Origin of the sequence: Nocardia sp. NBC_01009 (assembly GCF_045208035.1) — a bacterium.
In the GTDB taxonomy this organism is placed as follows: Bacteria; Actinomycetota; Actinomycetes; order Mycobacteriales; family Mycobacteriaceae; genus Nocardia.
Genome location: NZ_CP108695.1, coordinates 4670088 through 4683657, shown reverse-complemented (window position 1 = coordinate 4683657; position 13570 = coordinate 4670088). Strand labels below are relative to the sequence as shown.

16 protein-coding genes are annotated in these 13570 nt (G+C 65.0%); 11 read left to right on the top strand and 5 right to left on the bottom strand.

Going from position 1 to position 13570, the window contains the following annotated elements; genetic code table 11:
* Positions 1–34 precede the first annotated feature (34 nt).
* The 3 genes from OHA42_RS20960 to OHA42_RS20950 are packed head-to-tail and all read left to right on the top strand — an operon-like array spanning position 35 to position 3031.
* A complete protein-coding gene (locus tag OHA42_RS20960; protein WP_406229587.1) occupies positions 35–1558 on the top strand; it encodes an FGGY-family carbohydrate kinase in 1524 nt (507 codons plus the stop codon).
* Positions 1559–1583: 25 nt separating this feature from the next.
* Positions 1584–2012 (top strand): thioredoxin family protein, encoded by a 429-nt coding sequence (locus OHA42_RS20955; protein WP_406229586.1) that lies wholly within the window; start codon positions 1584–1586, stop codon positions 2010–2012.
* Positions 2009–3031, top strand: a complete 1023-nt coding sequence (locus OHA42_RS20950; RefSeq protein ID WP_406229585.1) for a glycoside hydrolase family 172 protein — start codon at positions 2009–2011, stop codon at positions 3029–3031. The genes OHA42_RS20955 and OHA42_RS20950 overlap by 4 nt, the downstream gene beginning before the upstream one ends.
* A gap of 58 nt (positions 3032–3089) precedes the next feature.
* On the opposite strand, the gene OHA42_RS20945 is transcribed toward OHA42_RS20950, so the two are convergent.
* Positions 3090–3587 carry a hypothetical protein gene (locus tag OHA42_RS20945; protein ID WP_406229584.1) on the bottom strand — a complete coding sequence of 166 codons (498 nt, stop codon included), beginning with the start codon at positions 3585–3587 and terminating at the stop codon, positions 3090–3092.
* Between the two features lie 107 nt (positions 3588–3694).
* Here OHA42_RS20945 and xylB point away from each other — a divergent pair, with 107 nt between their 5' ends.
* From xylB to OHA42_RS20930, 3 genes are all read left to right on the top strand, one after another.
* Complete coding sequence (gene xylB, locus OHA42_RS20940; protein ID WP_406229583.1) at positions 3695–5107, top strand: xylulokinase; 1413 nt, start codon at positions 3695–3697, stop codon at positions 5105–5107.
* Positions 5108–5225: 118 nt separating this feature from the next.
* The gene (locus OHA42_RS20935; RefSeq protein ID WP_406229582.1) at positions 5226–6821 is read left to right on the top strand and encodes an esterase/lipase family protein; all 1596 of its coding nucleotides are present in this window, start codon (positions 5226–5228) and stop codon (positions 6819–6821) included.
* A gap of 37 nt (positions 6822–6858) precedes the next feature.
* Positions 6859–7077: a hypothetical protein gene (locus OHA42_RS20930; protein WP_406229581.1), complete on the top strand. Its 219-nt coding sequence runs from the start codon at positions 6859–6861 to the stop codon at positions 7075–7077.
* A 103-nt stretch (positions 7078–7180) separates the two neighbouring features.
* On the opposite strand, the gene OHA42_RS20925 is transcribed toward OHA42_RS20930, so the two are convergent.
* Positions 7181–7465, bottom strand: a complete 285-nt coding sequence (locus tag OHA42_RS20925; RefSeq protein ID WP_406229580.1) for a tyrosine-protein phosphatase — start codon at positions 7463–7465, stop codon at positions 7181–7183.
* Positions 7466–7612: 147 nt separating this feature from the next.
* On the opposite strand from OHA42_RS20925, the gene OHA42_RS20920 reads away from it, so the two are divergent.
* Positions 7613–8356, top strand: a complete 744-nt coding sequence (locus tag OHA42_RS20920) for a hypothetical protein (protein ID WP_406229579.1) — start codon at positions 7613–7615, stop codon at positions 8354–8356.
* 44 nt (positions 8357–8400) lie between these two features.
* Entirely contained in the window at positions 8401–8943 is a 543-nt protein-coding gene (locus tag OHA42_RS20915; protein ID WP_406229578.1) for a DUF302 domain-containing protein, read from the top strand.
* Here the strand turns inward: OHA42_RS20915 and OHA42_RS20910 are convergent.
* Positions 8909–9226: a hypothetical protein gene (locus OHA42_RS20910; protein WP_406229577.1), complete on the bottom strand. Its 318-nt coding sequence runs from the start codon at positions 9224–9226 to the stop codon at positions 8909–8911. The genes OHA42_RS20915 and OHA42_RS20910 overlap by 35 nt on opposite strands.
* Positions 9227–9383: 157 nt before the next feature.
* Positions 9384–10037, bottom strand: coding sequence for a winged helix-turn-helix transcriptional regulator (locus OHA42_RS20905; RefSeq protein WP_406229576.1), 654 nt, complete (start codon positions 10035–10037; stop codon positions 9384–9386).
* Between the two features lie 144 nt (positions 10038–10181).
* On the opposite strand from OHA42_RS20905, the gene OHA42_RS20900 reads away from it, so the two are divergent.
* Together OHA42_RS20900 and OHA42_RS20895 are read left to right on the top strand one after the other, a co-directional pair.
* Positions 10182–11864: an MFS transporter gene (locus OHA42_RS20900; protein ID WP_406229575.1), complete on the top strand. Its 1683-nt coding sequence runs from the start codon at positions 10182–10184 to the stop codon at positions 11862–11864.
* A 9-nt stretch (positions 11865–11873) separates the two neighbouring features.
* Positions 11874–12341, top strand: coding sequence for a hypothetical protein (locus OHA42_RS20895; protein ID WP_406229574.1), 468 nt, complete (start codon positions 11874–11876; stop codon positions 12339–12341).
* Positions 12342–12583: 242 nt separating this feature from the next.
* Here the strand turns inward: OHA42_RS20895 and OHA42_RS20890 are convergent, their stop codons facing one another.
* Positions 12584–12889, bottom strand: a complete 306-nt coding sequence (locus OHA42_RS20890; RefSeq protein WP_406229573.1) for a MarR family winged helix-turn-helix transcriptional regulator — start codon at positions 12887–12889, stop codon at positions 12584–12586.
* Between the two features lie 223 nt (positions 12890–13112).
* On the opposite strand from OHA42_RS20890, the gene OHA42_RS20885 reads away from it, so the two are divergent.
* Positions 13113–13562: a hypothetical protein gene (locus OHA42_RS20885; protein ID WP_406229572.1), complete on the top strand. Its 450-nt coding sequence runs from the start codon at positions 13113–13115 to the stop codon at positions 13560–13562.
* The last annotated feature ends 8 nt before the right edge of the window (positions 13563–13570 follow it).

The following is a 13570-nucleotide window of genomic DNA, read 5'->3' as shown; positions in this document are numbered from 1 at the left end:
CCCGCAGGTTCTCCCCCGCGAGAGGCGGTAGCGCATGTATCTGGGGATCGATATCGGGACCTCCAGCTCCAAAGGGGTGCTGGTACAACGTGATGGCACCGTGATAGCCAGAGCCGAACGGGCACACGATGTTTCGTCGCCGCGCCCGGGTTGGTTCGAGCACGATGCCGAGGCCGTGTGGTGGGCCGACTTCGTCGCCATCACCCGCGAGCTGATGGACATCGCCCATCGCGTCTTCGGCAGCGACAGTCCCCCGGGCAGCCGGACCGGCGTGCACCTTCTCGATGCGCTGGCGGTCAGCGGGATCGGGCCGTGCCTGCTGCCCGCCGATGCCGACGGACGTCCACTGCGACCGGCCATTCTGTATGGCGTCGACACCAGGGCAACCGCCGAAATCGCGGAACTGAACACTGAATTCGGTGTGCAGGCGGTGCTGGAGCGGGCGGGCGCACCGCTGACGAGTCAAGCCGTCGGCCCGAAGCTGCGCTGGCTGGCCAGGCACGAACCCGACATTGCGAGCCGCACCAGCATGCTGCTCATGGCGAGTTCTTTTCTCGTGCATCGGCTTACCGGCCGATACGTGCTCGATCACCAATCCGCCAGCCAATGCGTTCCGATGTACGACCTGGGCAAACGCGAGTGGGCGGCCGATTGGGCCGAGGTGGTCGCACCGGGCCTGACGCTGCCCGAACTCGCCTGGCCCACCGAGATCGTCGGCCGGGTGTCCACCACCGCGGCGGCCGCCACCGGACTGCCCACAGGTTTACCCGTCACCACCGGCACCATCGACGCTTGGGCCGAAGCCGCCAGCGTCGGTGTCCGGGCCCCGGGCGATGCCATGATCATGTACGGCACCACCATGTTCCTGGTGCAGGTGCTCACCGACCCGCACCCGCACTCGGGCTTGTGGGGCACCTGCGGAACCTGGCCTGGCACCTACACTCTCGCCGCCGGCATGGCGACCTCGGGCGCGGTGACCGACTGGTTGCGCCGACTGCTCGGCGGTGATTTCGCCGACCTGGTCACCGCGGCCGCCGAGGTGCCCGCGGGCAGTCGTGGCCTGCTCCTGCTGCCCTACTTCGCGGGTGAACGCACGCCGTTGTTCGATCCGGACGCCAGGGGCGTCATCGCCGGCCTCACCCTCGGGCACGGCCGCGCCGAGCTGTACCGGGCGGCCATGGAGGGCATCGCCTACGGCGTACGGCACAACCTGGAGGCGATGGTCGAGGCAGGCGGGCAGGCTCGGCGTTTGGTCGCCGTCGGAGGCGGCACCAAGGGCGGGCTCTGGACGCAGATCGTCGCGGACGTGACCGGTCTGCCACAACAACTCCCGGCCGATACGGTCGGCGCCGCGCTCGGCGATGCGCTGCTCGCGGCGGAGGCCTCGGGCATCGATACCTCCGCGTGGAATCCCGTGATCGGCGTGGTCGAACCCGATCCGGACCGCCACGCGACCTACACGTCCTACTATCGGCGCTACCGCGAGATGTATGAATCCACCGTCGACATCGCACACTTTCTCGCGGACGAGCAACACCGTGCCGTCCGCCACTCGTAGCACCACCGCATGTGCGAGGGACACCATGCCGACACTGACGCTGACCCAACACAATTTCCAGAGCACCGTCGCAGGCCATCCCATTGTGCTTGTCGACTGGTGGGCGGGCTGGTGCGGGCCATGCCGCCAATTCGCGCCGGTCTACGAGGCCTCTTCCGACCTGCATCCCGAAATCGTGCACGGCAAGGTCGACACCGAGTCCGAGCAAGCGCTGACCGCCTTGGCGAACGTCGACCGCTTCCCCACGCTGATGGGATTTCGCGAAGGGCTGCTGGTGTTCTCGCAGGCCGGCTTCCTGACTGCGAACGTGCTCGAAGAGGTGGTGCAACAGATCCGATGGCTGGATATGGATCAGTTCCGGGCCGCCGCCAATGCGGCGAGTCCCGCTGCCACCGCCGAGCGAATGGCAGGCCACGCGGCCGGGCCCGCCCGATACGGCTGGCCGGGTCTGTGACCGCGCCGGGGTCCGAGCTCTGGCGGCTCGATGCCGCACGCACCCGCTCGATCAGCGCGGAGAATCCGACCGGAGCACCCGGAGCGGGCGCTCGCGCGGTCGAGGGCACCGGAGCCGCCGCGGCCCGGCTACTCGGCCCCGGCTGGAAGATATCACCTTCGATCGAGCTCGCGGTGGACGAAACCGCCACGCTCGCCGAGGTTTCCGGCCCCGGCGTGTTTCGGCACCTGTGGCTGACCACCGAGCGCACCGTGCTTCGCCAATTGATCCTGCGCATGTACTGGGACAATGCACCGGAGCCCTCGATCGAACTGCCGCTGGGCGACTTCTTCTGCAATGGCTGGGACGAGCTGGCACTGGTGAGTTCGGAGATGGTGGTCGTCGCGCCGGCGGGCGGACTGAACAGCTTCTGGCCCATGCCCTTTCGCGAGAGCGCCCGCATCACGCTGCACAACGGCAGCGATCACGCGGTGCCCTTGTACTACCAGGCCACCTACACCGAGGAGGACGTCCCGGACTCCGCGGGCTATCTGAATGCCCAATGGCGACACAGTAATCCGCTCGGCGACCCGGCCGTCCACCCGATCCTCGACACCGTGCCGGGCCCCGGCCGTTACGTCGGTACCTACCTCGCCATCCAACCCGGCGCGCCCGGCTGGTGGGGCGAAGGCGAACTCAAGTTCTACCTCGACGGAGACACCACCCACCCGACCCTCTGCGGCACCGGCACCGAGGACTACTTCGGCGGCGCCTGGAATTTCGATCTCGACGGCGGCTACCGCACCTACTCCACGCCCTACCTCGGTCTGCACCAAGTCCTCCCTCGGGACGAGATCTACCAACCAGACCAGCAGTTCGGCATGTACCGCTGGCACGTGCGCGACCCGATCTGCTTCCACCGCGACCTGCGCGTCACGCTGCAGGCACTCGGCTGGCGCGACGACAAAACCTATCTCCCGCTCACGAACGCGCGTATTGCCAGCACTGCCCTGTGGTACCAGAGCCCTCGAAGCATCTAAGCAGTGAATATCTCGACCCGAGGGTCGGTGTACTCGAGCGGCGGCTCCGGCCCGGTTGCTATTCGACGTCGTCGATCGACAGATCGGGAATGTCCATCGCCAGCAGCTCGTCTGCTCGCGCGAGCGCCTGATCCATGCTGGATTGGATGTCGTCGAGGACACCGAAACCATCGAGCAGACCCTCGAGCTCACGCCGGGTGGTCTCGAGTTCCGCGATCGCGGGGTCGACAGGGAACCACGCGACGCCATCGCGCCACCAGGGGTTGCCGTCGATCCAGGCCCACATGACATCGCGAACCAGGGCGGCGTCGGGGGTGTACAAGTGGCAGAGCTCGTCCGGCCCGCCCGCGCGGTGTTCGAGCTCGTAGACGCCGTCGGGCAGCAGCCGCGTCTGAATGTAGTCGTTCTCGCCGCGGCTGACGACGATGAAGGGACATTCCGGATCGGGCGGGGCGCTGAGCAGGTCGTCGAACAGTGGGCCCGTCAGCTGCGGCACCGTGGTCCCGTCGCCGGTGCGGACGTGCACGTCGGCGTGTGGGTCCGGGTCGTCGCTCACTCGCGACAGTCTGCCTCATGCCCGATATCGGCAGCCCGACCGGACCCGCGGACACCGGATGCCCGAAATCCACCGAGCGACGGCAGATCGGGTGCAGAGTATTCCGAATGGCCAAGGTCGCGGGGGTGGACAGCTCCACCCAATCATGCAAGGTTGTTGTCTGCGACGCAGACACCGGCGAGATACTTGCGCAAGCGCACGCACCGCACCCGGCGGGCACGGAAGTGGCTGCCGAATCCTGGTGGCAGGCATTGTGCGCGGCCGGAGACGGCCTCATCGATGACGTCGACGCCATTGCCGTCGCCGGTCAACAACACGGTCTCGTCGCGCTGGATTCCGATGGTCTGCCGATACGGGATGCGCTGCTGTGGAACGACATCCGCTCCGCGACCGCGGCCGAGGACCTGGTCGCCGAACTCGGCGGACCGCAGGCATGGGCCGACGCCGTCGGCAGTGTGCCGCTCGCCGCGTTCACCGTCGCGAAGCTGCGCTGGATGGCCGATCACGAGCCGGATCTGGCCGACCGGACGCACCGGATCATGCTTCCGCACGACTATCTGACCTGGCGGCTACGCGGCGCGCCGACCGCGCCCGGGAACGAGCCGACCACCGATCGAGGAGACGCCTCCGGCACCGGCTACTGGTCGCCTGCGGCACAGCGCTATCGCAACGACCTTCTCGACCTCGCCTTCCGAGGCCGGACACCGGAACTTCCGCGCGTCGCAGGGCCCGCCGAAGCCGTCGGGCGCACGCCCGCCGGTGCGCTGATCGCGGCGGGCACCGGCGACAATGCGGGCGCGGCACTCGGATTGGGTATCGAGGAAGGTGACATCGTCGTCTCCCTCGGCACCAGCGGCACCGTCTACACCCGCTCGAGCCGTCCCAGTGCCGATGCCACCGGCGCGATCGCCGGATTCGCCGACGCCACGGGAGCTTTCCTCCCGCTGGTGTGCACGCTCAACGCCGCCGTGGTCCTCCGGTCCGCCGCCGAAATGCTCGGTGTCGACCGCACCGAACTGGAGAGACTTGCGCGGCAGGCGCCGCAGGGAGCCGACGGCGTTGTACTCCTGCCCTATCTGTCCGGCGAACGCACACCGAACCTCCCACACGCCGCAGGCAGCCTGCATGGACTCCGACCGCATTCCATGCGACCGAGCACGATCGCCCGCGCGGCCTTCGAGGGAATGCTCTGCAATATGGCCGAAGCGCTCGACCACCTCCGCGCCTCCGGTGTCCCGGTCCGGCGCGTCCTGCTCATCGGCGGGGCCGCTCGCTCCGCCCTCGTCGCCGACATCGCCGCCCAGATCTTCGGCGTCGCGATCACGGTTCCCGAACCCACCGAGTACGTCGCACTCGGCGCCGCCCGTCAAGCGGCCTGGGCGCTCAGCGGCACGGCGCAGGTCCCACGCTGGCCGGCGCGCACTATCGCCGAGATTGCCGCACCCGACGACGGCGGCGCGGCCGGGGCCCTTATCCGTGCGGAATATCAGCGAGCCCGAGAAGCCCTATACCGCCGGTGAGCCATTCGCGCGACGACAGCTTGCGAAACAATTGTTCCGATACGGCCGATAACCCGGCAAGCGGCGCCGAATTGCGCATAATGACAGACCTGGACAGTTGCGAGAATGTGGGTTCGACATGACATCCACCGCAGGCCACGCCAGTCGACTGATCGTCTATGTACCAGGACTCACCGAAAAGCCCGGTTCGGTAAACGACCTTTTCGCTCGGCTGCAATCCGAGCCGGGATACGGCCTGGACGAGACGATCTACTGGCAGTTCCCGGACCCCGTACGACGATTCACGCGCGGCAGTATGGCCGGTCGCTGCCGAGATCTGGCCGATCGCATCGATGCGTATTGGACGGGACCACGCCGTGCGCCGGAAATAGTTCTCATCGGGCACAGCATGGGCGGCGTCATGCTGCGCTACGCCTATCTGCAGGCGCTGTGCGGGCTCGACGGTTCCAGCCTGCGGTGGGCACAGGCGGTCACGCGCATTGTGCTGCTCGCGGCGCCGAATCGCGGTCTCGATATCAATCGGCAGCCGTGGTGGCGGCGGTGGCCGCTGAAACTGTTCGCACCGCTGCTGCGTATGTTCACGGCGATCGAACTGATCACCGGCTCGCCGTTCATCACCAACCTGCGCATCCAATGGATCCGCGAAGTCGCCGCACTCGCCGGCAAAGCGCCGATGGTGGTGCAGGTGCGCGGGCGCAACGACGCCGCCGTCCGCTCCGAGGACAGCCGCGATCTCGAGGCGCTCCCGACCGGCGTGCAGCGGGCATTGCCGCTGGCCACTCATGCCGACATCATTGCCACCGACAACGTCCGCGAGGACTATCCCGGGCAGCGCTACGACATGCTGCGCTGGGCCATCACCGAGTCCGTCGAGCCGACCTCGCCGAGTTCGGTGCCCGCCGACGAGGCGGCAAAGACGTCGATCGTGTTCGCGCTGCACGGCATCCGGTCCGGCAACGGTGAATGGCCCGCCGATCTGGAGACCCAGCTCGCCACGGGCGATAACGACATGATGGTGGTGACACCGTCATACGGGCGCGTGTCGGCATACGACTTCGCCCTCCCGCTCACCCGCCGCCGCAACTTGCGCTGGTTCGCCGACCAATACAGCTTCTATTTGGCGCGCCACCCCGGCAAGCCGTTCCATTTCGTCGGCCACAGCAACGGCACCTACCTGTTCGGCCAATCGCTGAAACAGATACCCGCACTTCGATTCCAGCACGTCCTACTCGCGGGCAGCGTACTGCCGCGCGACTTCGACTGGGTCCGCTGCGCCGACCGCGGCCAGGTCCGGTCTTTCGTCAATGTGTGTGCGAGCCAAGACAAGCCGGTCGGCTGGCTGTGCAGCGCCCTGCGCGGCTTGGGCATGCGCGACGTCGGTGTCGGCGGGTTCACCGGATTCGATGCCGTGCCACCCGGCGCCCGCCAGGTGCGCTACATCAAGGGCGGCCACGGTGCGGCCCTGGTAGCGGCCCGGCTTTCCGGAGTCGCGGGCTTCGTCCGAACCGGGCAGATCCCCGGTGAAATCGAGCTCGTCACCCCGACGCAATCCTTCGGCCTGATGTCTCGTTTCGCGCCAACCCTGACATGGGTCCTGGCGGCCGCCCTCCTCGGTCTCGGCTGGCTCGCCGTATCGATGGTCGGCCTGCTCGCCGGTGCGGCGATCGTCGCCGGCCTGCTCATCGCCGTATACGCCGCATTGAAGGTCGCATAGGCCCCCGAGCGAGAGAGACGTCGAGAAATTCCGCGCCATGTCCGGTTCGTCGGGCTCTGTCCTAGGAGCGTCACCCTTCTTCGGAGTCGACCTGGACGGCATCGAATTGCGTGCCGACGATATGGATTTCAGCTACGGCGCCGGTTCGGTCCTGGCGGGCTCGGCGCAAAATCTGTTGCTCGTGCTGTGCGGACGGACGCTGCCCGCGGGGAGCCTGCGTGGCGAGACCGCACAACGATTCACCGCGGACCGGTAGAAACAGGAGATGCCGGTGCCGGACCAGGTGGCCCGACACCGGCATCTCCCGCCGTCCGACGACCGAGACTCCAATGTCCCTGCCGAACGGCTTCCCAGCGCGACTAACCCAACAGCTTGGCTTGCAGCGCCGCGACAGTTGCCGCATCGACACCGAGCCCGTCGCTGAGGAAGCTCTCGAACGAGCCGTAGGACTGCCGCACCTCATCGAACGCCGCGTCCAGGAAGTCGCGCTGCACGCCGACAATGGGCTCCCACAACGAGCGATCGGTGACCAGCCCCTGTGCTACCAGCGCATCCAGCAGCGCCTTGTTGCCCGCGGCCAGATTGTCGTTGGACTCCAGGAAGTCGTTGTAGATCTGCCCCTTCGGGACATCGAGCGCGTTCATCTTGCTCGCGTCTGTTTGACAAATAAATAAAGCTAGTGGTTTACTAGTTTACCTAATTGAAACGGCGTTGAGTGCGCGGAGCTGCCCAAGCGCGACCCACTCGGGCGCGCTCGATCCGCCATCCGACGCACCGAAATGGAGCACGTCATGTCCACAGCACCGCCCCTTATCTGGGTTCTCGTGACAGTCGGCATCTTCGCGGTGCTACTCGCCACCGCCTCGGCCCTTCACTCGTCGGCACTCGCCGCAGGCCTCGGCCGCCGCACCGCGCTGCGAATATCGATCGTCTTCGGGCTGATCTGCGCAGCGTGGGCCGTCACCACCGGGGAACTGGCGGCCAAGCACGTCTATCTCCTGGACAGCGACGCGGTGAAACCGTGGCTGGGAGTGGGATTCCTCGTCCCATTCGCCGTTCTACTCGTCCTTTCCCGCGTACCGGTAGTTGCTCGGGCACTGTCGCATCCAGCGGCGCAGGCGCAGTTGATCCGCCTGCACAGAACGCGGGTTATGGGTGTCACCTTCTTGATCGCAATGGCCATGGGCGAACTGCCGCCCGCCCTCGCACTGCCTGCTGCCTTCGGCGATATCGCGGTCGGCTTGGCCGCGTCTCGGGTGGCCCGGGGGCTCGGTCGAGGCACCGGTGTCCGTCACGCATTGTGGTTCAACATCTTCGGTTTGATCGACTTCGTCTATGCGTTCGCTGTCACATTTCTCGCCGGACCCGGTCCCACCCAACTGCTGCATCTGACACCGTCGACCCAACAGATGAGCGTGCTGCCGCTGGTACTCATTCCGACCGTTGGAGTGCCGGCGCTTTTCGCGTCGCACCTGATCTCACTCGCGAAACTGCGCGCCACATCCCCCGCTGAGGCGGTTCCGGCCTTGGCGTAACAGGCAACTGAACAACCCACCCTCTCACCGTAAGGACAACACGCATGACCACCTCTTCCGTAGACCGAGACACCCGGATCCGACGCGTTCACCACGAGGTCAATCGGATCGTCATAGAAGTCGACGTCGCCTTCGACGAACTTCGTCGGCGTTTCGAGGAACTGGTACCCGACATCGACTTCGACAAGCTCGCCGAAGTGATCCGAACCGGCGATTTGGAAGAGGTGAAAAAGTACACCGCTGCGCGCACACCCAACTCGTTTGCCAACTTCTGGACCTTCGACCCGACCGAGATGATGCAACTGCGCGGAAATACAGCTCGGCTGGTCACCTACATGGTCGGCAACAACCTCACCGCCGAGACCATGTACCGGCACGACCCCGGCGTCATGCTCTACGCTCCGATCCGCACCGCTATCTACACCGACAACGACGGCAGGACATTTATCAGCGTCGACCAACCGTCCACACGCTTCGACAGTTTCGACGACGACAACATCCACGCGGTCGGCCGATTCCTCGACGGGAAGATCGCCGATCTGCTGCGCCTGCTCAGCGTTCCGGTACCGGCAGAACTACGACACTGACCGCGACACGGCGCGAGCTGCCGATATGAAGGAAGCGGACATACCACTCATCCAGATTTCCACCCAATACTCGCCTGGCGTCACCCGGCATGGCATAGAACAGGCCTTCTTCGCCGCGGGAAAGGACCTCGATCACCTTCAGCCGGCAGACCTCGGGCTCCTCGAGGATTTCCATACGATGGGCCGGTACGCCACAAGCCAATTGGCGGACCTGATAGAGATCACGGCCGAAGCACGAGGTGCTCGACGCCGGCAGCGGAATCGGCGGTACCGCCCGCTTCATCGCCGACCACTATCGATGCAACGTCACCGCCGTCGACTTGACCGCAGAATACTGCAACACGGCCCGCTGGCTGAGCCGCAAATCTAACTCGTGCCCTCGCCGACGGGCGGCTGCGAGCGGTCCAAGTCGTCGCCCGGGCGCCATCTTCCCTAGCGCCCTACGAAGCCGTGAGCGTGAACATGCTGCGGAACCTGTTCACGGCTCTGGTGTCACCAACGATCTGGATTTGCGACGCCGCTTGTTGCCGCAACTGCGCGTCATCGGCCAACCGGAAACGCACCAGATCGGCTGCGCGCGCGGTCAATCTGACCGACGGTTCGCCCTCGCCGGGACCCAAAGCTCCGTCCCGAACGGAGAATTCGAAGGTGCGTCCGCTGATCATCGCCTGATAGTCGGCGTGAGTTGAACGCGCGCGTGACGGATCGAAGGCGAGCAAAATACCGGCCAGGAAACCGTTGAGCGGTGTCGAGTCGTCGCCATCGTCCGGCGGGGTCACCATCGACAATCCGAACCGGGCGAACGACTGCAGTATGGGCAAGACTTGGCGCCAGCCCGCTTTGCTCATCGAATACACAGTCCGGGCCGCCGGCGGCGGCAGTTCATTACGCTCGATGAGCCCCGCTTCCTCGAGCTCCCGCAGTCTGGCGGCAAGCAAGTTGCTTGCGATTCCCGGAAGCTCGGCCCGCAAGTCGCTGTAGCGCCGAGCTCCGCCCAGCAACTCGCGGAAGATCAGTAGGGTCCACCGTTCGCCCAGCAGGTCGAGACTCTTCGCGATAGGGCAGTTCTGTTCATAGCTGCGCCGCTTCTGCACAATATTTATTCTACCAACAGAACAACTTTATTGTTCATACTGCTCGATGCCCCCGCCCAGATCGACGGCACCGAACCAGCGCATCTAGACAAACAATTCAACCAGACTGTTGAAATACATGTCTAACTGTTGCTACCGTGAAGCATGCCCAACAGTCGCTTCCAACCCGCGTCCCCCAGGCGGCCTGCCCTCGCGCTCGCCGTCATCTGCCTGAGTGTCTTCGTCATCAGCGTCGACGCCACGATCGTCAACGTCGCCCTGCCAACGCTGTCGCGAGACCTCAACGCCGGCACCACACAACTACAATGGATTGTCGACGCCTACACGCTGGTCATTGCCGGTCTATTGATGTCGGCAGGCAGTCTGAGCGACCGTTACGGCCGACGTGGGTGGCTCAGCATAGGGCTCATCGTGTTCGCGGCCATGTCTGCCGTCGCCGCGTTGGTTGATTCGTCGAACACGCTCACCATTGCCCGCGCCGGGATGGGCGTCGGGGCCGCATTGATCTTCCCGACAACCTTGGCACTGATCACCAATATCTTCACCGACCCCACGCGGCGCGGCGCGGCGATCGGTGCTTGGGCGGCCATGACCGGCGTCGGAGTTGCGGTGGGCCCGATCACTGGCGGTTGGCTACTGGAACACTTCTGGTGGGGATCGATCTTCCTCGTCAACGTCCCGATCGCCACCGTCGCACTCATCGGAGTGTGGCTGTTCATCCCGACTTCTCGGGACCCCGCGACCCCGCCGGTCGATCTGATAGGGCTGATCCTGTCCGCGATAGGCATAACGGCCGTCGTCTACACCGTGATCGAAGCGCCCGACTGGGGTTGGGCAACAGGGCGAACCATCCTCGGATTCTTATTCGGCGCAGGGGTTTTGGTCGTCTTCGCGGTCTGGGAGCGCAGCCGCAGGCACCCGATGCTGGATTTATCGGTGTTCTCCAATCGACGTTTCTCCGGCGGCAGCCTGGCAGTAACCGCAGGCTTTCTAGCGTTGTTCGGCTTCATCTTCGTCATCACCCAGTATTTCCAATTCATCAAGGGCTACAGCGCATTCGAAGCCGGTGTGCGGTTGCTGCCGGTCGCCGCGTCCATCGCCATAGCGAGTATTCTCGGACCACGCCTGGTCCACCGGATCGGCACTACGGCGGTGGTCACCGGTGGTCTGACCATCTTCGCGGCAGGGCTCGCCTGGTCTGCAACGGTCCAAACCGCCACCTTCTACAGCCAGATCGCGATGCAAATGGTGCTCCTCGGTAGCGGACTGGGCCTCACCACCGCCCCCGCCACCGAAGCGATCATGGGTTCACTCAGCGCCGACAAAGCCGGAATCGGCTCGGCGGTAAACGACACCACCCGAGAGCTCGGTGGCACCCTCGGCGTCGCGATCATCGGCAGCGTCTTCGCGTCGGTCTACACCCACAAACTCGCCGCGAACCCGACGTTGTCCGAGCTCCCACCGGCCATGCGGGCCACCCTAGGTCGATCCATCGCCGCGGCACATCAAGCCGTCGATCCGCTGTCCACGCAACAAGCACTCGATGTCCGCAATATCGTCGACCAAGCGTTCCTCGATGGCCTCCGCGTCGGCTCACTCGTATGCGCCGCAATAGCGTTGACCGCGGCCCTGGTCGTCGGATTCTTACTACCTGCCCGCGCGGCAGCGCAGCCGACGACGCCCCTTCAGACCGTGCCGGGCGGCCAAACTCGATCTCACGTCCCGGGTTCAATTGGCAGCCGATCTGACTCGACAACCACCCAGGCTGGCCATGGGGACGCCGTCCTCGCCGAAAGTTGGGCCATTTCTAAACCGACTATTCGTTAGCCTGTTGGCGTGGCCACTGAGGATCTGCGTGTCATCGTCGAAGGTCTACTCACCCTTGGTTTTCCTACGGAGGACGCCAGGGATGGGAATCGATCCAGCGGTCCGGGGCACCACGTGTGTGTTCTGCGGGCCAGCCAGGATTTTTGGAACGACCGCAGTGAGGAGGTCGTTGAGGCGGCCGAGGAAGAGATCGGCGCCGCTTTCCAGGAGTTGGTGACCGTTTTGACTGCACGCTGGGGCGGCCCCGAAGCGATCGATCTAGGGCCTTTTCTGTGGTGTGAGGGTCCGGTTCCGGAGCCGATAAGCCGTCTGTGCGGACTCAGTGGTGAGATGCTCGTCTGGCGGCAGCCGGAAGCGGGCCGGTGGGTCGCGCTCACTGTCGGCCAAGGCGATCCGGAATTGCCAATCGAATTGCTCGTGGCGGTTGGTGAAGAGCCTATCCCCGAGCTGGAAAGCAGTGATCATGAACGTGCGTAGGTTTGTTTATTCTGCTCACGGTCGGCGGTCACGATCCATCTAGGGAACATATTCAGTTCCGCCATCGAGGTTGGCCTAAATCTGCCTGGCGTTGCTGCGGTCCCCTTATGTTGACATAAATCCGCATGACTTGGATACCGGATGACTGAGCGGACGGAAAGCCTTCGGACAGTGAGCTTTTGCCTCGGGCCGCTCGGTTCGGATCGAGCCATTCGGCTCTACTTCATGGGAAGTCGCCACCATCATCGGCTGTCGAGAAGGCGCGATAAGAGTTCAGCCATGGTTTTCGATTCTTCTGCGGACAGGTTACGCAGCAGCTCGCTCTGCGCATCGCCGAGCAGCCCGCTGAGGTACTCCAGATGGTCCTTTCTGGCGGCGGTGATCGTCACGACATTCCGGCGTCCGTCTGACGGGTGCGGGCTGCGGTCGACAAACCCCTGCTTCACCATCGCGTTGATTGCCGCGACGATGTCGCTGCGATCGATCCCGGTACATCTTCCCAAATTCGCCTGACTGGACGGCCCGAATTCATCGAGCGCGGCAAGCATCGCGAAGTGGTAGCGCCGCGAGCCGGTGCTTTCCAGGGCATGGTCGGTTGGCTGCGATGGCCATTTGGTTGATCGACCAGCTCGGCAACGCGCGTAGCCGAGCCGGCGTCGGGTTCTCGACGTTGTCCACCGCACTAGATTACCGATCGTTGGCGCGACCATCAATCTCATGTATTGTTGGCTTCACCCACATTGGTTGCGCCAACGAAATGAGGAGGCTCCCGTGACGGAGAACCCTGCCCCGGGTCCCAGCTTCGGCCGAGCGTTCGGTGAAGCGGCACACAAGCTCACCAAGCTGCACCGTCGCGCGCTCGCCGACTTCGGCTCCGACTTCCCGAGCTGGATGTTGTACACGCTGCTGAAAGAGAAAGGCGTTCCACTGCCGGCCGACACGATCGCCGCCGAACTCAACCTGCGCATGGACCTCGCGCCGGAAGACACACGCCAACTACTCGACCGCGCGGCAACCGCTGGTCATATCACCTGCCAGCCCGACGATCCGAGGGCCGCAACTGTACTGACCGAGGTCGGCGCGGCCTACTTCGCAAGCCTGTACGCCCACGCGCGCACAGTCACCGATAGCGCACTCGACGACATCGATCCGGCCATGCTCGAGACAGCTCTCACCGTCCTGCTGGCCGTGAACCAACGCGCCACCACGCTCCTCGGCTGACTTCGCCC

Coding starts and splice junctions, on each gene's coding strand:
- OHA42_RS20960 (WP_406229587.1), top strand. CDS start 35: ATGTATCTGGGGATCGATATCGGGACCTCCAGCTCCAAAGGGGTGCTG.
- OHA42_RS20955 (WP_406229586.1), top strand. CDS start 1,584: ATGCCGACACTGACGCTGACCCAACACAATTTCCAGAGCACCGTCGCA.
- xylB (WP_406229583.1), top strand. CDS start 3,695: ATGGCCAAGGTCGCGGGGGTGGACAGCTCCACCCAATCATGCAAGGTT.
- OHA42_RS20935 (WP_406229582.1), top strand. CDS start 5,226: ATGACATCCACCGCAGGCCACGCCAGTCGACTGATCGTCTATGTACCA.
- OHA42_RS20930 (WP_406229581.1), top strand. CDS start 6,859: ATGTCCGGTTCGTCGGGCTCTGTCCTAGGAGCGTCACCCTTCTTCGGA.
- OHA42_RS20925 (WP_406229580.1), bottom strand. CDS start 7,465: ATGAACGCGCTCGATGTCCCGAAGGGGCAGATCTACAACGACTTCCTG.
- OHA42_RS20920 (WP_406229579.1), top strand. CDS start 7,613: ATGTCCACAGCACCGCCCCTTATCTGGGTTCTCGTGACAGTCGGCATC.
- OHA42_RS20915 (WP_406229578.1), top strand. CDS start 8,401: ATGACCACCTCTTCCGTAGACCGAGACACCCGGATCCGACGCGTTCAC.
- OHA42_RS20910 (WP_406229577.1), bottom strand. CDS start 9,226: ATGAAGCGGGCGGTACCGCCGATTCCGCTGCCGGCGTCGAGCACCTCG.
- OHA42_RS20900 (WP_406229575.1), top strand. CDS start 10,182: ATGCCCAACAGTCGCTTCCAACCCGCGTCCCCCAGGCGGCCTGCCCTC.
- OHA42_RS20890 (WP_406229573.1), bottom strand. CDS start 12,889: ATGCTTGCCGCGCTCGATGAATTCGGGCCGTCCAGTCAGGCGAATTTG.